The following is a 24,215-nucleotide window of genomic DNA, read 5'->3' as shown; positions in this document are numbered from 1 at the left end:
GGCGTGTCCCGGGGTGATAAGGTCGCCTGCCGGCGGCCTTGAGGGATGTCATCGGGGGTCGACGAAGTAGCGCGAAAGCATGCGATGTGTCGGAGGGGGATCGGTGGCAACAGCGGGCGACGGGTGGGCCGGCATGGGCTGGGACTGGACGGATGCCGAGGAGATTCGCCGTCGTCTTGGTGGAGGCGCCGATCCGGAGAGATGGGGCGGGAGTCGGCCGCTGCATCGTGCGGCGGTGTTCGGGTCTCGGAGGTCGTTGCGGAGTTGGCTGGTCGAGTTGCGGATGTGGACGCGCTGGAGGACGGGGTGACGGCGCTCTGGGAGGCCGTCGTGTCCAGGAAGCCGGAGAACGCACGAGCGCTCGCCGCTGCCGGGGCCGATCCTTGGCGGCTGTCGATCGGCGGCTGGTCACCAGGGCGGCTGAGCCTGGCCGGGCCGACGCCGGGCCTGTTCCCGGTACCGGAAGGGGTGGCCCTGACCGACACCGAGCGTGCGGCAGCGCAGGAGGCCCATCGCCTCACCACGGCACTGGGCGAGTTCTACTACGACGGCACGGGGCTGGCCTGCGTGGCCGGCATCGACGCGACCGAGGCGGTGCGCCGTCTCCAGGCGACGCCGGTGGTGGACGGCGAACTCCTCGATGAGCTGCAGGAGATGTTGGAGGATCCCTACGCCTATGACATGGACGAGAGCCAGCACATCGTCGGCTTGACGTCCGTGCCGGGCGGCTGCGTCGTCACCCAGCCCTGGGGATACGCGCCGCAGATGCCGGGTGTGCTGACCCGGTTGTCCGCCGGCACCCTCTGCTACGGCCTGTACGCCAATCCCAAGAGCGGCAACCAGGGCAGCATTGCCCGGAACAGAATCATCGAAGGCTCGGACCTGCACCCCGGCGGAGCACCGGACGAAGACGACACCTCTGCGGAGGTGCTGGCCTCCTACCTCTACCAGCACAGCGCCGTCGCCTACGCCTGCGCCTTCGCAGGACTGCGCCTGACCGACAGGCGCGCCGTAGTTGGACCGCCCGATGTGTGGGTCGAACTGCCCCGCCGCGACTACTGGAGTCACTGACTCGGAGAAGAGCTGTCATGACTGTGGCGGAACTGCCGCGCCCCGGCCGCCCCGAGCGCGTGCGGCTCTTCCCCGACCAGGCCGAGGCAGTCGAGCGGCTGGTACGGCATCTGCGGCGCGCGGGCAGCCGCGGGCTGTTCGTGTCGGCGACGGGCACCGGCAAGACACTGGTGTCCATCCGGACCGCGGACGGACTCGGTGCGCGGCTGGTGCTGTTCGTGGTCCCCACCCTGGACCTGGCCGCGCAGACCGCGCTGGCATGGCGCCGCGACGGACACCTGGAGCACATGGTGATCGTTTCCTCCCTGGACACCAGCGGCCGCGACGACCTGGTCGCCGCCCGCGTCATGTCGACCACTGACCCGCACGCGCTGGGCGCTCTGATGTCGGTGGTGGGCCAGGGCGAGGACCAGATCCCCGCGTTGACGGTGATCTGCACCTACGACTCCCTGGACAAGATCGAACAGACCCAGCGCACGGGATACGCGGTCCCGCCGTTCGACCTCGCGGTCATGGACGAGGCACACCGGATCGCCGGCCGGGCCGACAAGAAGTGGGCCATCGTCAACGACGCCCAGCGCATCCGCGCCGACAGCCGCCTCTACATGACCGCCACCCCCCGCATCTTCGCCGCGCCGGAGCTCGCCGAGTCCGCCGACGTCACCCGCCCCCGCCGCCGCACCACAGCAGCGGACACGGACGTGGACGCGTTCGCCAACTCCATGGACAACGAGCAGGTGTACGGAAAGAAGGTCTTCGAATACCCCCTCGCCCAGGCCGTCGCCGACGGCCGGGCGGCGGACTACCGCATCGTGGTGCCCACCCTCACCGACGCCGACCTGCGCCGCCGCCTGAACCTCCCCACCCCCGGCGGCAACGGCGACGGCGAGGGCGACGGGCCGGACAGTGCGCTGCGCACCACCGCCCTGCACCTGTCCGTCCTGCGCGCCATGACCGAACACGGCCTGAAGAAAGTCCTGGTCTACTTCAACCTGGTCTCCGACGCCCGACGCTTCGCCCGCGAACTGCCCCACACCCTGCGCCTGCTGGCCCGCACCGACCCCGACCTCGTCCCGGACATCACCCCCGAGCTGTTCTTCGCCCACGGCGAGCACACCCCCGCCCAGCGCGCCGACACCTTCGCGGCCTTCGCTGCCGCCGACTGCGCGATCCTCGCCAACTCCCGCCTGATCGCCGAAGGCGTCGACATCCCCAGCGTGGATGCCATCGCCTTCGCCGACCCCACCCGCAGCGTCATCCGCTGCGTCCAGGCCCTGGGCCGCGCCCTGCGCCTGGACGTCTCCGGAAAGACCGCCAGCCTGATCGTCCCCGTCTACGTCCCGCCCGGCGCCGACGGCGAGAACATCCTCGGCACTCCTTACGAACCCGTCTGGGCGATCGCCTGCGCACTGGCCAGCCACGACCACCGCATCCTCGAGCGACTCCCGGACAAGGCCAACCGCCTGCCACGTGAGACCAGCGATGTCATCGCCCGCCGTTGGCACTTCGACTTCACCGTCCACCCCGAACGCATCGCGCGCGCCATGGACCTGGCCGCCTTCGATCCCCGCGACCCGGCTGTCTCCCGCTCCCGCCGCCTAGGGCTCGCCGCCGCCCAGTCCTACCGCGACCAGTACGGCCACCTCGACGTGCCCACCGACTACACCGCCCCCACCGGCTACCGGCTGGGCACCTTCATCACCACCATGCGCGACGCCCTCACCGCCGGCCGCCTCGAAGCCGACTGGATCGCCGAACTCGACGCCCTCGGAATGATCTGGGACAAGCACGACGCCGCATGGCGCGCCCGCCTCGCCGCCGCCGCCGACTACCTGCGCACCCACGGCCACCTCGCCGCCCCCGCCACCACCCCCGTCGGCTCCTGGCTCGCCGAACAACGCCACCTCGCCGCCAAGAACACCCTCGATGTCGCCCGCGCCGACGCCCTCACCGCACTTGCCTCCGACTGGCGCCTTCCCCACGGCGCGGACTGGCACCGCAAATACCACCTGCTGCGCACCCACCTCGCCTCCGGCGCCGACCCGGCCGCCCTCACCCGCGACACTCTCCTGGCCGGGGTGAAGATCGGCTCCTGGCTCCACCGCCAACTGACCACCTGGGCCGCCCTCCACCCCCGCCAGCAGCACCTGATGACCGCTCTCGGCCTCACCCCCGACACCAACCCCCTCGCCCCGGCCCGCCGCACCCGCCGCACCTTCGAACAGACCGTCCAGCTCCTGGAACTCTTCCTCCACCGCGAAGGCCGCGCCCCCACCGCCCGCGAGACCATCCGCGTCGACGGTGACACCGTCAAGATCGGCGCCTGGCTCGCCAAAGCCCGCACCAAGCACCGCACCGGCCAGCTCCCCGAGACTCACGCCTGCCTGGTTGCCGCCCTCTTCGACGGCGACTGGACAACCGAGGCCGCCGTCCCCGCCGTCCTGGCCTGAACACCCCGCTGCCAGCGGGGCGTGTCTGGGGCCCGTATGCTGCGCCGGTCCGGCGTACCGCCCGCTGAAGGGAAACCGCCCCACCGTGTTCCAGCAGACCCCCGTCTACGACCGCCTCGTCGCCGAACGCGGCGACGTCCTCGTCCAGGTCCGCGGGGAAGCCGACCGGATACACCGCGACCTGGCTCAGGTCCTGCGCCAGGCGTCCGCCCCCCAGCCGAGCACCCCACGAAGCACCTTCGAACCGAAGCAGCCTCCCAGCGCCCTGTAGGCATGCGGCCGTTGCCCCTGGGGGGAGCTGCGGACGGGCACCTGACTGTTCCCCTCTCCCGCCATGCTGTCCCAAGCTGTGAGGCCAGGCAGCAGGTCCGGGTGGTCACCCAGCCCGCCCCGACTCGTTGAAGAGGGTGACAGCTTGGCCGAAGACAGAAGGGCGGGTGGCGACGTGACACAGCCGACACCGCAACAGGAACCGTTGTGGCGGCGCTACCAGGAGCCGGACGACCGAGGCCTGATCGACGACGTGTGCGACGGACTACGCCTGATCACCGAGCCTGGGCCCGACGATCCGGGGCAGATCCTCGCTCTGGCGATCGTGGGAGCGGAAGCGGCCGAAGGGCTCGCTGCCGCCCTGGAGGACGAATGGGCCCTGTACACGCCGCAGCAGGCCGCCGTGACGGCCTCCGCCCTATTCGCCCAGATCGCTGCGGCGGGCGCGGCGCTGGAGAAGCTGAGCGATTGCCTGGACGTCATGGCCGGGCGCGGAGAGATCACCGCCTCCGACTACGACGGAGCAGGGGAAGCCGAGCGCCTGTGCACGGCCCAGACCGTCCTTGGCGCGGCAGGACAGGAGGCTTTCGGCGCCATCGACGCGCACGACTGTGACGAGGCGGTGGACATCCTGGCCACGACTCCCTACACCGGACCGTTGCCCGTCAGCACCCACGAGACGTTCGTCCAGCTGGCAGGCCTGCTGGGTGAAAGCGCCAAACTCATCCCCGGCTGCCGACCGCCCGCCGAGGCGGTCTCTCCAGCCCGGGACTACGAAGACGGCTGTGGCTGCCGCATCGAGCTGACCGACCGCGACAGCATCGTGTGGGACTTCCACCGTTCGGATGGCACCTGGTACTTCATGCCCTTGGCCGACGCCACCCTCAGCGGACGCCCCCTCGCCGGGAAGGAACTGTCCATGACACAGGCGTGCCCTCATCCCCAGCATCTTGCTCTGCTGGTCCAGCAGACGCTGTCCGCAGCTGAGGCCTGACAAGGCACCCCTACCGGGTTGCGCCGCCGCGCCTCGCCCGTAGCCGCCGGCCGGACTCCGCCGAAGACTCGCCTCTCTGTGTCGGTCCCGCGCGCCGTGGAGCCGGCTCCCGTCCATCCGCATCGACGGCGACACCGTCAAGATCGGAGCCTGGCTCGCCAAAGCCTGCACCAAGCACCGCACATGCCAGCTCCCCGACGGCCATGCCTGCCTGGTTGCCGCGCTCTTCGAAGGCGACTGGACGACCGAGGCCGCCGTCCCCGCCATCCTGGCGTAGACGCCTGCCCGCACAGGGGGGGGCGGAGCTGGGTCCGTGTGCTGCGTGCGCCTGGAGGACCACGCCGCGCCCGCCGTTCAACCTCGGCGGCCGTGCTCCCCTGCTCATTTCGTCACTCCATGGTCAGGTTCGTATGCGGATGGTTACTCTGGCGTGATGGATCACGAGGGGGCGGAGCAGGGGCCGGGGGTTGCGGTGACCAGCCGGGAGCAGGACGCGGTGCGCCTGCTGCTGTTGATCGACGGGGCGTGCGAGCCGCTCACCGAGGCGGAGAAGACCGTGCCCGGCCTGGAGCAGGCAGTGGGCGTAATGAGGACGCAGGTCAAGCTGCAGAAGCTGGACTTCTGGCTGCGCAATCCGGACTACCTGGCCAACGAGCTACTGACTGCCTACGAGGCCGAGCCCGAGGAAGCACTGCTGGACCTCGCCGGCCGCATCCTGGACTCCGAGGAGCCGGAGGTGCGGCGCTATCCGATGCTGCGCCACCACTTCGGCGCCTACGAGTGGCTGGACGACGCCCTGGCGGTGCTGCGCAGCGCCGGGCTGCTGGTGCGCAAGCGGCGGGGAACGGTCAACCGCGTGCGCCAGCACGACTACTTCCTGTTGGAGCACGGCCGTCACGTCGCCCGGGAGATCATCTGCCAGGAACCGGATTTCGGCTACTACGTGCAGCGCGTCGAGGACGTCCTGCGGCTCGCGGGGGAGAAGAGCGGCAACGAGTTGAAGAAGCAGCAGTACCTGACGCGCGAGTACGCCGACACGCCGCGGGGCAGCCGGATCGGGTCGATCAGTGAGCAGGCGCGCCGCCGGCTGGCGGCATTCCGGCAGCAGCTGCAGGCACAGGGAGCGGGGGAGCATGAGCACGGTGCAGGAAGAGACTCTGCTGGAGACGCGTATTGCGGACAAGGCAGGTGTGAAGGTCGACAACGTACGTGACGTGTTCGCCGCTTACGGGCTGCCGCTGGTCATCTCCCCGGCACGTCCGCGGTCGCTCAGGGTGCACCGGCTGCGGGTGGCCGGCGAGCGCACCGGCGACGTCGAGCCGGGCCCGTTCGACAAAACGCTGTCCTTCTCCGCAGGTCTGACAGCGCTGGTCGCCTCGAACTTCCGGGGCAAGACCTCAGTGCTGGAACTGCTGACGTGGTGCCTGCGCGGCACGCCGCGCAGCGAGATGCAAAGCCGTGTCCGCAGCTGGCTGCACCACATCGACCTGGACGCGACCGTCGCGGGAGAGCCCATGGCGTTCCGCCTCGACCTCACCGACGGGGAGATCACTGCGGCCGTCGTCCTGACCGGCCCCGACCCGGCCGCACTGGCCGGCGTGCGCGGCCCCACCCCGGACCGGGGCATCACCGTCCTGCTGCGAGCCTCCAGCACCGACAGCTACGCGGAGCAGATCGCCGGCCTGATGCTGGGGCGGATGGATCTGCAGCCCTTGGTCAACAGCTTCAAGGAGACCAGCACCCAGACCCACGGGTGGCCCGCCTACTTCGGGGCGGTCTACCTGCCGGCCGGCGGCGACAAGGCACTGCTGGGCGAGGTCACCTCCAACGGACTTCCGGGCCGTCTGCTGCAGGTCTTCCTGGACCTGCCCGCGGCCGCCGCCCTCACCCGCGTCAAGACCGTGCACGACGTGCGCCTCGCCGAGGACAAGGCACGCCGCGCGGCGGCCGCCGCCGAGGCTGCGGAACGCGCATCCGAACGCGAGCGCCTGGAAACCGAGCTCGCCCAGGCCCGCGAGGCACTGCAGCGCCTGCTGCCCGGGGACGGCGCGGACGTTTCCTTGATCGACCTGGCCCACGACGCGGTCCAGCTCGCCCGGGCCCTGGCCGACGCGCAGGACACGTGGGACGAGGCCTTGCGCGTCTTCCGCCAGGCGCGCACCGAACGCCAGCAGGCCACCAAGCTCCTCAACGACGTCACCGAAAGCGCCACCGCCCGCCTGCTCTTCCACGGCCTGAACCCGACCAGCTGCCCCCGCTGCGACCAGCAGATCGACGACGTGCGCCGCCAGCAGGAACGGCACGCCCATACCTGTGCGGTATGCGCGCGCGAGGTGACCGGAGACGACGAAGACCCGCAGGAAATCACCGCCGAGGCACAGCAGCGGCTGGAGACGAGCACCGCCGCCGAAGCGGCAGCCAAACAGGCCCTTGAACAGACCGAGAGCACCGTCGATCGCCTGACACGCCGGCTGGAAGGCGCGCAGGAGCAGCTGCGGCGTGCCCAGTCCGCCGCCGACCTGCCCGCTCGCCTGGCCGCACAGGAGAATGTGCTGCGGCTGGAAGGCGCCCTCAGCGTGTTCCGCGAGCCCGAGGAACCGGCCCTGGACGAAAGCGAGGCCAAGGCCATCAAGGTCCTGGCGGCCGCCGCCGACCTGCTGGAAAAGGACAGCAAGACGGCCGCCGAGGCACTGTTCGAAAAGGTCAACGACGAGACCGCCGAGCTGGCGACCCTGTTCGGGGTTCCCTCCCTTAAGTCGGTGTCGATCGACCGCGGTGCCCGCCTGAAGATCTTTCCCCTCGGCAGCAAGCAGGAATGGTTCAAGGACCAGACCGCCGGCGCACGCCTGCGGCTGCGCATCGCCGTGGCCATCGCCCTGCTCAGGGTCGGTAGTGCAAACGGCGTATCCACCCACCCCGGCCTGCTGCTGATCGACAGCCCCAAGTCCGAGGAGATGCAGTCCGCCGACGCCCATAAGCTCTTCAAGGAACTGGCCACCGTCGCAGCCGAGGGCGACCTGCAGGTGGTCATCACCACCGCGGACTTCGACCTGGCCCGCGCAGCCCTGCCCGCCGACAGCATCCGGCAGGCCAAGCCCGGCGCTTCCCTATGGTGATGCCGCACCCGACAGCACGCAGGAAAGGACGGCTGCCGTGCCGCAACTCGCCGACCGGCTGACCGAACTGGCCGCAGACGGCCAGCCCATCACCTTCCCTGCCCTCGGCCTCGCCCCCGACACCGTCGCCAGCCAGGCCGGCGACGTGGCCGCCGGCCCCTTCGCCCCCTACCTCGCCGAAGCCGTCGCCGACGCATACAACCGCAGCGACACCCAATGGCAGCCCGCAGCCACCGCACTGCCTGAAGGGCTCGCCGCACAGCGCAGCGTCCTCCACCTCACCGCATCCATGGACGCCCTCCTCCACAGCCCCGCAGCCGCCAAGGCACTGGGCAAACCCTTGACCGCAGCCCTGCTGGACGGACTGCCCGACCGCATCGAGGCCGCACCGCTCCTGGCCGCCGCCCGCCTCGAAGGAGCCGTACGCCTGGCGGTCGCCGAAGCGGTCACCCCCTTCAAACTGTGGCAGGCGCTCGAAGACGTGCCGACCGACGGCCCCGAAGACTTCCTCGAACGCCTGCCCCGCCTCCTCGGCCTCACCCTCGACCGCTGGGCCGACGAGGACACCTTCGCCGACACGGTACGCACCCTGCTGCAGCACCTCACCCACGACGAAGCCACCGACGTGGACGCGATGTTCGAACTCGGCTGCGACCTTCTACGCCGCGCCCTGTCCTCCCAGGACATCGGCACCGTCACCACCCATCTCGTCCAGGCCCGCCATCAGTTCGAGACCGCCGCCCAGGCCGAAGAAGCCCGCCACGACGCCCTCACCTACGCAGCGGTCTGCGACGCCATCCTCGCCTTCGGCCGGGCAGACGCAGCAACCATCAACCACGCCGCCGACCAGATCGCCAGCACCCTGGACCAGCGCCAGGCCTGGATCCACCGCACCCACCAGCCCGAATGGCTCCAACCGCGCCGCTCAGCAGAAATCGCCTGGCACCACCTCGTCCTCCAACTACGCGCCGCAGCCACCACCCTCCAAGACGACGCCTGGATGGACGCCTGGCAAGCCCTCGACACCGTCCTCGCCGCCTACAGCGCCGCCCGTACTGTCCGCCCCCTGACCGGCGGCACAGGCCAAGGCCTGGCCCTGCTGGTCCAGCCCGCGATCGAAGACGGCTTCCTGCGCCAGCAGGCATTCCTGGCACAACTGCGCCGCGCCGCCCAGGAAACAACCCAGCACGCCGCCCGCGACTTCGATGCCGCCACCGCCATCACCCTGCTCACCGCGATCGAGACCGCGGCCCAGCGCGAGACGAACTCCGCCAACTCCTCCGCCGACGACGGCAGCGATGACGACGACCCCGGCGGAGCAGTGCTCGCCCGCCTGCAACGCCTAGCACCGACCCTGCTCCTCCAGCTCAACGACCAAGCCCTGGGCATCGCCAGAACACTCGACGACCAGCAGCTCCGCGTACTGGAAGGCTTCGCCCACGACAGCGACGTCGCCCGCCTCAAAGCCACCGATCCGCTCATCGTGCCCAAACTCGACCAGCTCATGGCCGAGTTGTCCGCCCATCCCTCGTTCACGGGGGAAGTCCGCCAGACCTTCTCCGTGCTGGTCGAGCAAACCCTCCTCTTCCTCAAGAGCCGTTCCGACATCACCCGCACCAACCTCCTCGGCTCCACCAAGAAGGGCGAACCACCCCCTTTCGACTACCGGCGCAAACCCGAGGGAGACCGCAAGCCCGTCGAGGCCGACCTGCAACGCGACTTCCATCAGTGGCTCCAAAAAGGCCCCCTGCACAACGTCGTCCTTGTCGAACCCGTCGACGTGGGCATGGGCCGCGCCGATGTCATGGCACACTTCGGAGCCCTGCGCTACCTCACCGAAATCAAACAGGACGCCACCGACAACGATCCCCAGTACCTCGAAAGCCGCTACCTCACCCAGGCCGCCGAGTACAGCAACACCAACGCCCCCTTCGGACAACTCCTCGTCCTGGACCTCACCCCGAAGAACGACACCCAAGGCAATCTGCGCGTCGATGAAGTCGCCTGGACCACCGCCCACCGGCCCCGCGGGGCCACAACAGACCGGGCAGTCGTCGTCGGGCTCGTCGCCGGCAACCGCACCACACCCTCCGCCTACTCCCGCAAGTAAGACGCGGTATCCACCAGCACACGGCCACCAGCCTCGAACCGGACGACCGCTCGGCCGTCAGCGCGACGCCCTCGTGGGCAACGCCACCGGGGGAGGACCAGCCCGGGACGCCTGAACACGGGACGCGCTCGTTGTCAGCGTCGCAGTCCGGGGCCGACGCGCTCGTAGGCGCAGCGCTTGGTGACCGGATTCAAGACCGCGACTTTCAGCGGGCTCCGGGCGGCCTCCTCGATACGCGAGAGCCAGGCCTGACCGGGGACCAGGATCGTCAGGTCCGCGGGCCACCGGGCGAGCACCGAGGGGTCAGGGCACACCACACCGGCCAGTTGGAACGCACTGTCCTTACGCGGACGGCTGTAGAGGAGCAGTCCGTTGCCGTGGGCGGGGCTCTAGGCGCCGCACTCGACGGCCTTGCCGGAAGTGGAGCGGACCATGTGCATGAACGCGGGCCACAACGCGGCGTCCATACCCGCGTGCTCGAAGAAGGGCGTCAGCCGCTCCTGCTCCGCCCGATCTTCCCGCGCCTGTTCCTCAGCGGCCTGCCGATGGTCCTCGGCAGCCAGTCTGCGCCGTTCCGCCGAAGCGGCCCGCATGTCCGCGGCCTGCCGGCGTTGCTCGGCGGCGGCCGCCTGGAGGACGGCTTCGGCGTCGGCCTCCAGCCGGGCCCGGACGATGGCCAGTTGGACGTAGGAGCGGGCGGTCCACCACACCGTTGCCTCCGGGCCGGTATGGGCATGCACCCGGCCCTGAAGAATCCACCGGATCGCATCGACGAGGGAGCAGGAGACGTGGGTCCACGCCGCCTTCGTCTTCAGCGTGTGCGGCGCCACCCAGGTGTAGCGCGCCATCCCGTGGCGTACTGTCCACGCCTCCCCGCGGTTCCTGGGGGGCACTACCCGCAGGGAGGGCACGCCGCGCTCCCACGGCCGCTTCTCCACCGAGACCCAGCACACCGCTACACCGTCCGCCGCGTAGCGGTCCGTCCGCATCCGAGCATCCTGCGGCGTCATCGGTGACAACTGCGCCTCCAGCGCCATGAACGGCCGGTCCCGCCCATCGAAGACCAGCACGTCGGCACGCCAGGTCCGGGCCTCGTCGCTGACCTCCAGCTCGGCTCTGAAGCCCGCTGCCCGGGCGGCGGTGGCCAGCTCCAGCTTCAGCAGGTGATGCTCGGGCGACTCGTTCGCCAGCGCGCAGTCGTGGGGCCGCACCTGGTGGTAGAAGTGCCTGGCACGGTGGGGGGAGATGCGCGCGAAAACCCTTCCCCGGCACTCCGGACACGCCAGCTCCAGACCTTTCACGCGGTGGACGTCCGCCCAGGACCGGCCGCATCCGAGATCGTCCAGCGACGCATCCAGCCGGCCCCAGTCCGCGTGCAGGGCGGTGTACCCCATCGGCTCCCCATCGTGTGCCCCGAGAAGGCCAGCATCCCCGTGCCGTAACGGCGATGCACCCGGTTTCGAGGGCGCGGCAGGAAGAAGGCGGCGACCGGAGCCAACGCGCCAGCCGCGCCGCCGGTCTGGTCGAGGTGGCTGCCCCGCTGCCGACCTCATCGGGGATGAAGGGTGACCAGCCGTTACAGAGCGGACATTCGAGCCCGGCGCGCCTTGCCCGCAGGGCAGAAGATCAGGCCCCAGAGGACCGTTCACTCACTCGCCTGCGAGATCGAGGACGCGCCCGTGGTGGCGGCCTTCACCAGCGCGATGGCCCCCGCCTGCCGCCTGGTGCACGTCGATGTGCCCTCCGAGTTGGTCATGGTGAGCGGGTTCGTCGGCCGGGTTGACGCGCTTCAGGTTTTGGCCGACCGGCTCGCCCGGCGCCGGGAGGGTCAGCTGTGCCTCGGCGGTCCGATGAAGGACCCTTAGGGCGAAGGTCTGCTGCAGTGGCAGGAGTGCGGCGACCGGCTTTGCGGCGACTGCATGCTGTTCCATTCCGGCCGGGACTGCCCGCGATGAGAGGACCGGCAGGTCGGCAGTTGTGCCCAGCGGCACTCGGCGACGGCCGCCGTCAACACCGCGATTCCGTACGCCTCCGAGGCGCAGCGCCGTAGGTCAGCTCCACGAGACTGTCACCTGCCCGAGCGTGGGCCCGCGAGCACCGCCGGGCGCAGGAACCAGCACCCGCCGCGCCGGAGGCGTAGGCCTACATCCTCGACCGAGAGCCGGTCCTTGAGGACCTGACGCGCCAGCAAGTCCTCGTCGACTTCACGGCACACCGGCTGCCCGACGCCCTGACCCTGCTGTTCCTGTGCAGCCCAGGGAGCGTGGGCTTCGGCGACGTGAAACTCGCCCTGGACTCCGGCGTCGTTCTGCGGCGGCACGGCTGGGGAAGCGTGCTGGTCGGCACCTTCGCCGGATTCCTGCTGTTCTCGCTGTACGGCGTCGGCCGCATCCTCGCGGGATCGTGGGTTCGACTGCTTACGCCGCTGCTCGTGTCCTACGCTGCCCGCGGGGCGCGGCGTCGGTGCCGGGCGGGGGAGGCGACATGATCGTCGGAGTTCACGGCATTCGGTGCTACCGGTACCTGACCGAGGCCGGCAGTGCGGAGCTGGCCGGTGTGGCGCTCGCCACCGAGTGGAGTGAGGCGCTGGGGCTACCCCCCGAGCCGAGGACACTTCACACCGCCTACTACGCCCAGTTGCTCCACGTCGGAACCACTCAGGGCTCGGACGAGGCCGAGTTGCTGCCGCCAGGGGGCCAACGACTCCTGGTGGAGTGGGTGTCGGCGCTGGGTGCGCCCACGGAGGTCACGATGGGCCCGGGCACCAAGCCCGTCCGGCAGGCGGCCGAGTGGCTGGCCGAACGGTACGGTGCGGCGGCCCGACGGTTCGTGATCATGCTGTGCCGTGAGGCGGACACCTACGTCTCGGACCCCGACTCGCCGCGCCGGGCGGCCGTGCGCGCGGAGCTGGGGCGGGTGCTGGAAGAGCGGAAGCCCAAGGTGGTGATCGCGCATTCACTGGGCTCCGTCGTGGCGTACGAAACGCTGTGGCGCAGCCCGGTCGAACTCGATCTGCTCGTGACGCTCGGCTCGCCGCTCGGCATGCCGCACGCGTTCTTCGAGCGCCTCTCGCTGGGCGAGGGCAACGACGAGAACAAGGGGCTGCGGCCTCCGAAGGTCAGACGCTGGGTGAACATCGCGGACGTGGGCGACATCGTGGCCCTGCCGCGCGATCTGCCCAGCCGCTTCCCGGGCATCGACGCCCACTACGAGGTCTCTCTGGGCCTGGTGGCCTCGCACAAGGCGACACGCTATCTGGCTCAGCCGGAACTCGCCCGTGAGCTGGGCCCGTTCCTCCCCTCCGCCTGAGGCGGTCAGCTCTCCCGGTTCCCGGTATGGCGCAGCACCACGACCTCCCACTCGCAGCCCAGGACGAGTTGGTGATCGCGCAGGAGCAGGGCGGGCACCGTTCCCGGTACCCCGATGTTCTCCCGCAGCCGGCCCGACGCGAGGTCCCAGACGCGCAGGGCGCAGTCGTCGGCGGCGACCACCACCGGTACTCCGAAGACGACGCCGCAGGCCACAGCGTTGACACCGCCCGATACCTCCAGCGGATCCAGCAGCGCGGTGCCGCTCGCCAGGTCCCAGACACGTACGGTGCCGTCCTGCCCGCCGGTGACCGCGATCGCGGTGCCGTCGTCGCGCACCGTGCAGGCCAGTGCCGTCGCCCATCCGTCGTGCGCTGCGACCGGAGCCCGCGTGGCCAGGCCGGTCTGCAGGTCCCAGGTCCGCAGGGTGCCGTCGTCACCGCACGAGACAGCGGTAGGTCTACCCTCCACGTCCACGCGGGCCACGGCGTTGATGCCGCCGTGATGGCCGGCGAACGGCAGCCCCCGCCTCTCACCGGACGCCGCGTCCCAGCAGAGCAGCAGCCCGTCGGCACCCCCCGACAGCAGGACGACGCGACCGTCGAGGTCGGTGGCCGTGAGCGCGTGCACGGGGCCGGTGCCGGTGGTGACGGGGGTGCTGTACGGTGTGCCGTCGGCCACGTCCAGGAGGTGGATACGGCCGTCGGCTCCCCCCGCCGCAAGGACCGGCCGGCCGTCCAGGACGGTGCTGGTGAGGGCGTGCACGGGCGCGTCGCCCGCGGCGATGGGGGTGCTGCCGTACGGAGTTCCGTTGGTGAGGTGCCAGCGGTGGATGTGGCCGTCCGCCCCCGCCGAGGCGAGCAGGACGCGGTCGGGGAGCGTGGCGATCGAGAGGGCGGTGACCCAGGAGGTGTGTCCGACCGGCGTGCTCGGACGCTGACGCTCCCACGGCACGTTCCACACCCGTAGCACCGGATCCGTGCCCGCGGAGATGACGACCGGCGGGTCGGACTCCGGGTGGGCGAGAGCGGTCACCGCGCCCATGTGGCCGACGAAGCGGTTGACCTCCGACAGCAGGCGGTTGTCCTCCTCCGGGTCCCAGCTGCGGATCGTCCAGTCGCTGCCGCCGCTCAGGATCCGGACGCCCTCCTCGCCGGTGACGCAGGTCAGCGCGGAAACTTGGCCATCGTGCGGCGCGGCCGACCGCGCGGTCAGTTCGTGGGTGCGGGCGTTCCACAGCCGTATGTGCCCGTCCTTTCCGGCGGTCACGATCTGCTCCGCGCCCCGGGCCGTGAGGGCGATGAGGGCCCTGACCGGTGACGGGTGGCGGATTCCGGGGCCCTGTTCCTCCTCGGTGACGAGCGACCAGAAGCGGACCCGGTCCGCGTCGTCCGCCGTGACTGCGAGGGCCTTGCCGTTCTCGTCCAGCGTCTGCGCGAGCGCGGTGATCCGGCCCTGACCGCGGGGCAGCCGCAACGGACTCACCGGTTCGTCGCCGTGGAGGTCCCACAGCAGCAGTCGGCCCGACTCGTCCGCGGTCAGCGCGCTGGGACTGCCCACCACCTCGCCGCACGCGAGAGCCTGCACCGTGGCGGTGTGCCCCTCCAACGCCAGGCTCCGGGGCGTCAGATCGGGCAGATTCCACAGCGCCAGCGCACCACCACTGCCCGCACCCAGCAGGACGGGGGCACCCTCGACCTCCGTACAGACCAGAGCCTGTACCTCCCCGAACCGAGGGGCCGACGACGCCCGCTGTCGCCCCGTGCCGGTGTCCCACACCCGGATCCTGCCGTTCCTGCTCCCCGTGACGACGAACGGTGTGTCGCCGATCGTGGTCGCCGCCAGGGCGGTCACCCGGTTGTCCGGCATTTGGAGGGTGAACGCGTGGGCCGCGCTGATCCGGCCCCCCGTCGCCCAGGAGGGACGCCAGAGCATGAGGGAACCGGTACCTGGGGCGGGATCGGCGAGCCGGTCGGCGAAGGTGCGGGCCTCGTGCCGGACCGCGTCGAGGGCCAGGATGTGGCGCCGCTGCCCGGCTTCCACCCGGCGGTGCAGATGAGCGCTCGTCCGGTAGACGGCGGCCGCACTGCGCGCCGGCTCCGAGACGGCGTGCCGCAGCTCGGGCACGAGCCAGTCGGGGTCGGCGTGCACCAGGAACTCGGGGTCGCCGCACAACTCGTCGAACCGGCCGGCGTCCACCGCGTGCTGGGCCAGGTGGCGAAGCTGATAGCTGTGCGGCTCACTCCATGACGGGCGGTCGTCCGGGCCCGATCGTAAGGCCCCCAGCAATGCCTCGTAGACCAGGATCTCGGGGGCGTCGGACAACTGCGTCCCCATGGGGACGGGGTGTCTGCGCAGCTCGTCCGCGACGCTCTTGTGCAGCAATCCGTACAGCATCGTGCCCCGGTCCGGCACCGAGCGCAGGAACGCCCGCACGTCGTCCAGGAGTTGTCCCACCGTGGTGTCGTCCACCCGCACGGGGGCGGACGCGAACGCCCGGGCCACGGCGGTCACCGCCGACACCGGCATACCGTCGCCCTGCGCGAACGAGAGGGCCGCGAGCACCGGACGCAGCAACTGATGGGTGTGGTCCTGACCGAAACTCAGGTCGAGGAGCCCGGGGAGTGTCAGGGGTACCTCGGCGCCGAGCTCCCGGGCCGTGGCCGCGTCCCCGAGCCGGGGGCGCACGGAGTCCTGGAGTACGTACGACGTGTACAGCGCCACCATGAGGTAGGGGCCGGTCGCGGTGCCGGCGATCGCCTTGGCCGTGGCGGCGGCGAACCCGGTCACCGCTTCCTGGGCGGGACCGTCCGCCATGGTGTCGCCGAGCGCGACGGAGAGAAGCTTGACGATGTACTCCCGCAGGTCCGTCTCCAGGTCCTCGGGTCGGGTGGCGTCCAGGTCGACCAGGACCCCCGATGTCGCGGCCGAGTCCACGAGCGTCGTGAACGGCTCCTCGTCGCGGGCGCCCAGCAGGAGCCGGCACACAGGTCTGCCGTCGGGTCTGACGGCCGTGCCGAGCGGCTGGAGCAGCGTCGTCACGGCCTCGTGCGGGTACCGCATCTCGTCGAGTGCGTCGACGATCACCACGGGAGGCGGGCCCGTCAGTCGGCGGAGCGCGTCGATCAACGCCTCCACGGTCCAGTCGGCGGGTGCCTCTCCGTTCGGTGCCGCTGGTCTCAGGCCCAGTTGCCGGACCACCGCGTCGACGATCTCTCTCAGCGTGCGCTGCCGGGCGTGCACGGCGGCCGGTGGAGCGCTCACCGTCACGGACCGGCCCAGTGGCTCCCACAGCGGCCTCGTCCGTGCTCGCAGCTCTGGATGGGCGGCACAGAGCAGGACCCCGATGAGCGCCGACTTGCCGGCTCCCGGGCTGCCCGTGACCACACAGATCCGCGAGGCGGTCTCGTCCTCCAACCAGTCGGCCAGGAGAGCTGTCTCCGCCGCACGGCCGGTGAACAGGCCTTCGCCGTCCTGGGCCCGGGACACCTCGGGGAAGCCCGCCCCGCCGCGGGCGTGGCGGGCGAAGTGGGCCAGGCCAACGACCTCGTCCAGGAACGCGCCCAGCTCATGGCCCAGTTCGGCGCCGATCTCGCTGCGGACACGGTTGCGCCGGCTGGAGTCATGGCACGGGTTGGGCAGGAAGGGAAGGTCGGGAGCGGCCCTGTCGACCGCGACGGCGGTGACCCGTTGGCGCAGACCGCCGGAGGCTTCGGCAAGGAGATTCACCCGTGCCTGGACCTCGTCGACGAACCAGTAGTAGTCGATGAAGGGGCGACTGTCGTCGTACTGGATCCGCTTCTCCGCGATGTCGTTCAGCACTTCGGCGACCGCCCGGGTGAACCGTCCGTCCAGGGCGACCTGCGCTTCGCCCGCCGCCGCCACCACCCAGGCACGGTTCGAACCGTCCAGGGAACGCAGCTGCCAGTCCTGCCGGGCTGCCTTCCCCGCGTGGCACAGATCGAGGAGGAAGAGTACGGCCGGACGGCCCGGGAAGTCCTCGATCGCCGCCAGCCACGCGTCCACCGAGGTCTCCGGCAGATACGCGCTGTCCGATCCGAGAACGTACAGCCCGGTGGCGCGGGGCAGTCCGTGACTGAGTACGTGCACGATCAGCACGTCGTCGCCGGAGGACTCCATGAGGGCCTCGCGCATCGCGGCACCGAGCGCGGCCGCCGTCGGACCGGGATCGTTGGCCGTGCCGGTGATCTCGGTGCCGAGGGTGGTGAGCGTGGTGCAGACGTAGCCGAAGGCTTCGTGTTCGAGGGCTTCCTTAAGGGCCGTCACATGGTCGAGGGCGAAGGGAAAGGGATCGGGTTCGTCCTCGTCCTCGCTCCCGAAATCGGGATGGGGCGCGAATCCGGAGACACCGATGCTCAGGGCGCGGCGGCGCACCCCGCGGACGGCTTCGACGTCCGGTGCCGCGTCGGCCGAGTCGCCCGGGGGCCGGGGCGGCTCTCCGTCCGGCCGGGCGGGCGTGGACGGTTCCCCCGTGGTGGCTGTCACGTCGCGCCCGGCTCCTGCCGCGACCAGTCCACGGGGTCGGCGCGAAGCGCCGCCGCGTCCTCCCCGGCACCGCACTCCTCCAACACGTCCGCGAGCAGCGCCACCAGCGCCTGCACACCGGGATGCCCGGCATCGGAGTTGGCGGCCAACCGCCGCAGAGCGAGCGTCCCCAGCACCCGGCAGCCCGTCGTGTCGCCGCAGGCACGCAGGTACCGCAGTTGGCGCAGCACGAGCTCGCGGACGTAGGCATCCGTGTCGCCGAGGGCACCCACCGGGTCCAGATGCCGGGTCAGCGCGCCGAACCGGGACCACAGTGCGGGGACGTCCGGGGCGTCGCGGCCGTAGTACTCGACCATCCGGGCGCGCACCGCCCTGCGGGCCTCGGCCAACTCCTCTTCGGGGAACCGCTCCCGGCAGGCGCGCCGGACGGCCGGGTGGACGAAGACGTACTCACCGCCCGGCTCACCGCCCCGCAGCAGGGCGAGGCGGCGCAACGCGGTGAGTGCCGGGTCGAAGGCCTGTCCCGACTTCTTCTGCGATCGGCCGACCAGCAGTGTCAGGGGCACGGGGCCGGCGGCGAGGACGGCCAACCGGTGCAGGAGGTCCCGGGTGGACGGTTCCGTACGCAGGACATGGTCGAGGGAGATCCGGCACGCTTCGACCGCCGGGTCGGACGCCGTCGAGGAGCCGTTGCCCGGCCCGGTGCGCTCCGGACCGGCCTCCGGCAGCTCGCCGGTGACCGCCAGGAAGGTGGCCGCCAGCTCCAGCGCGAGGGGAGATCCGCCGAACCGCTCCGCGAGGTATCGGCCTTGCGAGGCTGTCACCTCCGTGGCGTGCAGCCGGGCCAGTGGGAAGGCCTTGCGGCGCCTCAGCGCGGGCACGCGGTGGACGGCGAACCCCTCGGGCCAGTCTGGGACCGAAGAGGTGATCAGCGTCGAGCGGCGGCCGCCGGGCAGATCCGGCAGTACCTCTCCGGCTGCCGCGCCGTCCATGATCACCAGCCAGGACGGTTCGGTTCCCTGCCAGCTCCGCCGTGCCAGTTCGTCGGCGAGGCGGGCCCGGTCGGCGCCGCCGACGGAGGGTGACCCCGCAGACAGCCACACGACGAGGTCGAACGCCGAGCCGAGGGTGTACGCGTACTCCACCGCGACAGCCGTGGCACCCCCGCCCTCCGGCGAACACAGGACCTGGGGCACCGTCCCACCGCTTGTCAGCGCCCGGTGCAGCTCGTCCAGCAGCCGCTCACGGTCCAGCAGTTCGGCTGGCCGGGGCGGCACAGCGCCCCACACCTCGTGGGCGCCCGCTGCCGCTTCGGTCGTCAGGCCGGGCATCCGGTGGCGTTCCAGACTCCGCGCGACCGTCTCGTACTTTGCGTCGAGTCGGCGCAGCACGTGCGCGGACACCTCGGCGAACGGCCGGTGTCTGCGCAGCTCCGCGACCGCGTCGTCGTCGTTGCGCAGCAGTGCGGCGAACTCGACCCGAGAGCCGTGCGCGGTTTCCAGGTACTCGGTGACGTACTGCAGGATCTGCCGTGCGGCCTTGCTGCGGAGCGCGCCGAGGAGTTCCGCGCGTACCCCTGGGCGGAAGTCGAAGACGATGTCGTCACCTCGTGCGCCGACGCTGTCCTCGGTGCGTTCCAGAAGGCCGCTGAGATAGATCTCGGCGAGCTGGGAGGGGCGCGGGTCGGCCAGCATCCGATGCTGCACGATGCGCATCACGGGTGGACTCAGCGCGACGGCGGACAGATACACGATCAGGTTGTAGGCCTCCGGGCTGGCGTCGTTTCTGAACCGCTGCACTAGTTCGGTGGGGGAGAGTTCCGCCGCAGTCGGGTCGTCCGGGAGCTCCGGCCGCCGCAGGGGCGATGAGCCGACCAGGGTGACCAGGGATTCGACGACCGACGACTCCCCGCTGGTGAGGGACGCCCACGGGCCGATCGAGTCGGGGTCCAGCAACAGCACCGGTACGGGCATGGGCGCACCGGGCTTCACGAGCCGGGTGTTGGCGGCGCCCGGGCCGGGCGAACGCAATGTGACCTTGTGTAGATTCAACGGGCAGCGCTCCCACATCCTGCGGGGCAGGGGCTGCACGATGGCGACCGGGCCGCTGCGCCCCCAGAGCCGGAGCAACTGTTCCAGCGTGCCGTCCGACCACGAGGGGCTGATGCAGTCCGAGACCACGAGCACCACCCGCCGTCCGGTCGGATCGACGAGTTCGCCGGGGCTGCTGTAGGTGGCCGACGTGGTCGACGCGCGGGCGGGGAGTCCACGCCGCAGGACGACCCCGAGCGAGCGGAACTCCTCCGAGGGCAGCGACCACACCTGGACCGACCGGAAGGCGCCGGCGGTGTCCAACAGGTCCCGGAACTCGCGTACCGCGCGGTCCCACACGGCCATGGACACGCTGTCGTCGACGACCAGGGCGACGTCAAGCCAGCGCACCGGAGCGGGGCGCAGCACCGGGAGCCAGAACCCGGTGTCGGCGATGCGCTCCACGGTGGCCTCCTCGTCCAACTGCAGCTCGGGCCCGGGCCCGGGGAGGGTACGGCTTCCCAGGGGGCGCAGTGCCCTGCGTAACGCGAGCACATTGCGCAGTGCGGGCGTCGTCGGCAGCCGCACCGGCGTCGCGTTCCCGACCCCGTCCTGCCCGCCGGGCAGGGCCAGGCGCGCCGACGCGGAAGCCACGTCCCGTGGCACGTCCGCGTACAGCTGGACGTGCTCCGCGTGCGGTGGGTCCGCCCCTGGTGGTTTGGTACGGCCGGCCGGGGGCCCGGAATCCGGCTGGGACCAGGTGTCCGGCACCGGTGGCCGTTCCCAGCCCCAGGTATGGGGGCGGCCGTCCGACTCCCGCGAGAGGCGTTCCGCCAGCCACAGGACGTCGGCCAATTCCTGCCAGGTCGGCTGATTCTCGACGTCGGTCAGGAGTCTGGCGATGAGATCGTCGGTCATCAGAACCCTGGGTCCAGCCGCCTCATGACGGTGCGCAGCACGCCGTCTCCCTCACGGGCCTCGCGGAGGCCGTCATCTCCGCCGCTGAGCAGCAGATAGACCGCGTTGAGCAGTTGATCAGTGGCGAGGGCCTCCGTGGGCCTGCGCCTGACGAACTCCTCGATCAACGCCGCCCCTCGTTCCACGGCCTCCCGCCCGAGATGCGCCTCGACGATACGGACGAGCAGCTCGATGTCGGGCTCGGGCAGGTCGAGACGCAGACAGCGGCGCAGGAACGCCGGAGGGAACTCCCGCTCGCCGTTGCTGGTCAGCACCGTGAAGGGGAACGCGTCGGCGCACACGCGTCCTTGGTGGACGCGCACTCGCTCGCGTGAGCTGTCATACACTTGCACTCTGGCCTCCGGATGGTCGAGGCGGGCGAGTTCGGGGATGATGAACTCGCCCTCTTCGAAGATGTTCAGGAGGTCGTTGGGCAGATCCGGGTCGCTCTTGTCGATCTCGTCGATCAGCAGCACCCGCGGCACGCCACCGGGAAGCAGCGCGGTGCCGAGCGGGCCGAGCTGCAGGTATCTGCCGATGTCCGGGCCGGGATGGTCGAAGTAGGCCGAGTCATCTGCGGGCGCCGTCGCGTCCGCTCCCAGGTTGGCGTCCTGGAGGCGGCTCAGCGCGTCGTACGTGTACAGGCCGTCGCGCAGGGTGGAGCGGCTGGTGATCGGCCAGTTCAGCACATGGCCCAGCCGCAGCTCGTGGGCGACGTGGTACGCGAGGCTGGACTTGCCCGAGCCTGGTGGACCCGTGACGAGCAGGGGCCGTCGCAGGTACAGCGCGGCGTTGACGACGTCCACGATCTCCGGCGTGACCTGGTAGACGGCGCCGCGCAGCCGGGTGTCCGGCGCCGGATGGCCGTACGGCCACTCCGCCGCCGAGGGGGCGCGCCACGGCGGAGGCGCCGGCAGCATCGCGATGCCGTCGTGCGGTACTCCCGTGCCTCGGTAGACGTGCCATGCGTGCGACACCAGCGATGCCTGCCCTTCGTTCATGAGGTCTCACATAGGTGCTTGGAACCCTCCGGCCTGAACCGGGGAGCGTTCCGGGTCGTCCCAGAGCAGAGCGAGGCCGGCGAACCGGTACGTGTCGTCCAGCTCCGCGGTTCGTCTGCGCAAGTCCAGGATGGTGTGCGGAAGTCTGGCGCGTCCCCTCTCGTCGGCCAGTTCGGGAGCCAGACTCTCCCTGAAGAAGTGCGTGCTCTCGATCCCGCCTCTGCGGTCCCACAGCATGATGGGCACCCCTGACTCCAGGGCTACCTCCAGGTGTTCCTGGAGCCTGTTCCCCCGCTCGTCCCAGGTCGCCGTCCCGGCGAACAACACGCAGAGAGCGGGCTGCATCCGCGGCACCAGGTCGCGTCGGTCCGCGTCCGAGCGCCCGGCGTCGAACAGGAGGGACGACGAGGCGTCCAGGTGTTCGTGCCGCAGCCGCCGCCACTTGGCCTCCCACAACCGGCGTACATCGGGATCGCGTTGGCGGTCCTGGTCCCGTACGACGACGGGATACAGACACCCCAGCGGCTGCTCCGGGCCGCTGACGGACTCCGACACCGGCCATTGCTCCACGGGCAGGTTGATCAGTTCGCGGGGCAACATGAACTCGATACGGCTCGGTCCGTCACGGTCGTACTCGCGCGCGGTGACGAGGAAATCGTCGATCCTGGCCGAGATCTGGTCGAGGCGCTGCGGCTCGTCCTCATGGACGAGGGGCATCCACTGCCGGTCCCCGTGGCCGAGCCACACCGAGAGCAGATACTCCGGACGCCCCGGCAGAAAGGGCTGGAGACGCAGGACCAGGGTCACGCTCTCCCGTGGCCCAGGGCGGTCGGGGACGGTGGGGCCGGCCTCTCGCACGGCGGGGACGCCGAGGCGTTCGGCGACCCGGTCCGCCCACTCCCGCAGGCGCCGACGGTCGTGTGGCGCCGAACGATCGGCGAGTGCGAGAACGAAGCGCACGAGCGGGGGGACGTGCCTGGACGGACTGATGAGGTCCTCCAGTAGTTCCAGGGCGTGCCGAAGGTCTTCCGGCCGCTCCGGGACCAGTGGCGCCGCCCAGGCGTAGGCGCCGCGCCAGCTGTCGTTCTCCCGAGGGTGAAGCATGCTCAGCAACTCGTCGCGCTCGTCCCCTGTGAGCAGCGGGGGCGAGACGAGCCGGGGCGTCAGCTCACGAAAGCGCAGCGTCTCGGCGATGTCTCCGTGGAAGTCGCGCAACAGGTCCACGAGAACGGGCATCACGTCGGGCCGCCGTGTGCACTGGCGGATCAGGGAGCGCGCCTGCTGGAGAGAATCGGCTCCCCCGACCTCGATCTGTTCACCGGTCTCCGCCGCCAGTTCCTCCAGGAGCACCCGGCGCGTCTGCTCGTCCCGGAAGCCGTCGAGGCGCAGCAGGATCCGGGTCAGTTCGTCCAGAACCGCATCCGGGCCGTTCAAGCGCGCGCCACGGTCGAGCCGTCTGACGACATCGCGCCTCCATGAGGTCTGTATGCGGTGCGGTGAGGGGCCGAGATGGTCAAGTGCAGGCACATGGTACGGAGTTGCGGAGCCGTGTACCTGCAACTTCGCTCGAATGCCGACGAATCCCGAATCAGTGGCGGCGCCGTCCTCCGCAAGAGTGACGGCGGTCCCCGCCGGTCACCTGCGAACGTACGTCCCTATCGCAACCGGAGTACGGCCTCTTTGTTACTCACCCCGAGAAGTGGCTTTCCCTACACAAATGCGCCTCTGGCTCACTGGTCTCCAGCACCACTGCCACCAGCCAACTCCCAGGAAGACCAGCCCCGCCATGACCCCCAGCCACCGGACCCGCATCCGCACCAGGACAGCCGCCGCCTCCACGACCGTGCTCCTGGCCGTCCTCATCACAGCCGCCCTCCACCACCCCGGCCACGTGAAGGTTCTCCTGGCCGTCCTCACGGCCGCGCTTGCCGCGATCACCGTCACCCTCGCCGCAGCCTTCGCCCCTACCACCGTCACCCGCACCGCAGCCCGCCACACCCTCGAGCCGCAGAGAGCGCACCCCGCGTACGGCATGGGGCAGGCCCCGTCTATTCGTTTTCTTGACAGGGGAGAACCCTCGGAACGTGCCAGGAGTCCGGGCGGAAACCTCGTAGGGGCGGGCGCCGGTGCGGTGCTAGGGGGCGCCACTGAGGAAGGGGGAGACATGTCGCCTTCATCGGGGCCATCACCGGCGGTTGCACGTCATCGCCGCGAATATCACCGCGCGGCGGCGGGGTTCGGGGGAGGATGCGCCGTGAGGTGACGTGAATCCGCAACTCTGGCCGCGTCACGTCACCTCGTGGAGAGGCGACTGAAGAGGCTGCGCCCGGCCGGGCGCAGCCGAAGGTGCCGGTTGGCGTCGGTGTAGAGGTACTCCCGGGTGACGCGCAGGAAGGGCCTAG

At 70.7% G+C, this 24,215-nt stretch carries 16 protein-coding genes; 10 read left to right on the top strand and 6 right to left on the bottom strand.

Going from position 1 to position 24,215, the window contains the following annotated elements:
* Positions 1–285 precede the first annotated feature (285 nt).
* From AQJ91_RS38565 to AQJ91_RS38535, 7 genes are all read left to right on the top strand, one after another.
* Positions 286–1,071: an ankyrin repeat domain-containing protein gene (locus tag AQJ91_RS38565; protein WP_234383296.1), complete on the top strand. Its 786-nt coding sequence runs from the start codon at positions 286–288 to the stop codon at positions 1,069–1,071.
* 17 nt (positions 1,072–1,088) lie between these two features.
* Positions 1,089–3,521: a DEAD/DEAH box helicase gene (locus AQJ91_RS38560; RefSeq protein ID WP_067031524.1), complete on the top strand. Its 2,433-nt coding sequence runs from the start codon at positions 1,089–1,091 to the stop codon at positions 3,519–3,521.
* A gap of 85 nt (positions 3,522–3,606) precedes the next feature.
* Positions 3,607–3,792 (top strand): hypothetical protein, encoded by a 186-nt coding sequence (locus tag AQJ91_RS38555; RefSeq protein ID WP_067031521.1) that lies wholly within the window; start codon positions 3,607–3,609, stop codon positions 3,790–3,792.
* A 174-nt stretch (positions 3,793–3,966) separates the two neighbouring features.
* Entirely contained in the window at positions 3,967–4,785 is an 819-nt protein-coding gene (locus tag AQJ91_RS38550; protein ID WP_159054750.1) for a hypothetical protein, read from the top strand.
* 433 nt (positions 4,786–5,218) lie between these two features.
* The gene (locus tag AQJ91_RS38545) at positions 5,219–5,998 is read left to right on the top strand and encodes a hypothetical protein (protein ID WP_199848137.1); all 780 of its coding nucleotides are present in this window, start codon (positions 5,219–5,221) and stop codon (positions 5,996–5,998) included.
* Complete coding sequence (locus AQJ91_RS38540) at positions 5,919–7,901, top strand: ATP-binding protein (RefSeq protein ID WP_159054749.1); 1,983 nt, start codon at positions 5,919–5,921, stop codon at positions 7,899–7,901. The genes AQJ91_RS38545 and AQJ91_RS38540 overlap by 80 nt, the downstream gene beginning before the upstream one ends.
* A gap of 37 nt (positions 7,902–7,938) precedes the next feature.
* Entirely contained in the window at positions 7,939–10,011 is a 2,073-nt protein-coding gene (locus AQJ91_RS38535; protein ID WP_067031509.1) for a hypothetical protein, read from the top strand.
* Positions 10,012–10,145: 134 nt separating this feature from the next.
* Here the strand turns inward: AQJ91_RS38535 and AQJ91_RS56600 are convergent, their stop codons facing one another.
* Together AQJ91_RS56600 and AQJ91_RS38530 are read right to left on the bottom strand one after the other, a co-directional pair.
* Positions 10,146–10,328, bottom strand: coding sequence for a hypothetical protein (locus tag AQJ91_RS56600; RefSeq protein WP_234383295.1), 183 nt, complete (start codon positions 10,326–10,328; stop codon positions 10,146–10,148).
* 72 nt (positions 10,329–10,400) lie between these two features.
* On the bottom strand, positions 10,401–11,405 hold the full coding sequence (locus AQJ91_RS38530; RefSeq protein ID WP_234383294.1) for a competence protein CoiA: 1,005 nt from the start codon (positions 11,403–11,405) through the stop codon (positions 10,401–10,403).
* Between the two features lie 285 nt (positions 11,406–11,690).
* On the opposite strand from AQJ91_RS38530, the gene AQJ91_RS54055 reads away from it, so the two are divergent.
* The 3 genes from AQJ91_RS54055 to AQJ91_RS38515 all read left to right on the top strand — a co-directional run bounded on the left by AQJ91_RS54055 (position 11,691) and on the right by AQJ91_RS38515 (position 13,320).
* Positions 11,691–11,876 carry a hypothetical protein gene (locus tag AQJ91_RS54055; protein ID WP_159054748.1) on the top strand — a complete coding sequence of 62 codons (186 nt, stop codon included), beginning with the start codon at positions 11,691–11,693 and terminating at the stop codon, positions 11,874–11,876.
* 398 nt (positions 11,877–12,274) lie between these two features.
* Entirely contained in the window at positions 12,275–12,499 is a 225-nt protein-coding gene (locus AQJ91_RS38520) for a hypothetical protein (RefSeq protein WP_067031503.1), read from the top strand.
* Entirely contained in the window at positions 12,496–13,320 is an 825-nt protein-coding gene (locus AQJ91_RS38515) for a hypothetical protein (RefSeq protein ID WP_079085542.1), read from the top strand. Before AQJ91_RS38520 ends, AQJ91_RS38515 begins: the two co-directional genes overlap by 4 nt.
* A gap of 5 nt (positions 13,321–13,325) precedes the next feature.
* Here AQJ91_RS38515 and AQJ91_RS38510 read toward each other — a convergent pair whose 3' ends face one another.
* From AQJ91_RS38510 to AQJ91_RS38495, 4 genes are read right to left on the bottom strand one after another with little or no spacing between them, the layout of a single operon-like run.
* Complete coding sequence (locus tag AQJ91_RS38510; RefSeq protein ID WP_067031500.1) at positions 13,326–17,825, bottom strand: AAA family ATPase; 4,500 nt, start codon at positions 17,823–17,825, stop codon at positions 13,326–13,328.
* Entirely contained in the window at positions 17,822–20,773 is a 2,952-nt protein-coding gene (locus tag AQJ91_RS38505) for an SAV_2336 N-terminal domain-related protein (RefSeq protein WP_067031497.1), read from the bottom strand. Before AQJ91_RS38505 ends, AQJ91_RS38510 begins: the two co-directional genes overlap by 4 nt.
* Positions 20,773–21,813 (bottom strand): AAA family ATPase, encoded by a 1,041-nt coding sequence (locus AQJ91_RS38500; protein WP_067031494.1) that lies wholly within the window; start codon positions 21,811–21,813, stop codon positions 20,773–20,775. The genes AQJ91_RS38505 and AQJ91_RS38500 overlap by 1 nt, the downstream gene beginning before the upstream one ends.
* A gap of 6 nt (positions 21,814–21,819) precedes the next feature.
* Complete coding sequence (locus AQJ91_RS38495) at positions 21,820–23,247, bottom strand: VMAP-C domain-containing protein (protein ID WP_067031492.1); 1,428 nt, start codon at positions 23,245–23,247, stop codon at positions 21,820–21,822.
* Between the last annotated feature and the right edge of the window lie 968 nt (positions 23,248–24,215).

Source organism: Streptomyces dysideae, from assembly GCF_001514305.1.
Taxonomy (GTDB): Bacteria; Actinomycetota; Actinomycetes; order Streptomycetales; family Streptomycetaceae; genus Streptomyces; species Streptomyces dysideae.
The sequence above is the reverse complement of the archived record's forward strand: the minus strand, read 5'-3'. Positions and strand labels throughout refer to the sequence as shown.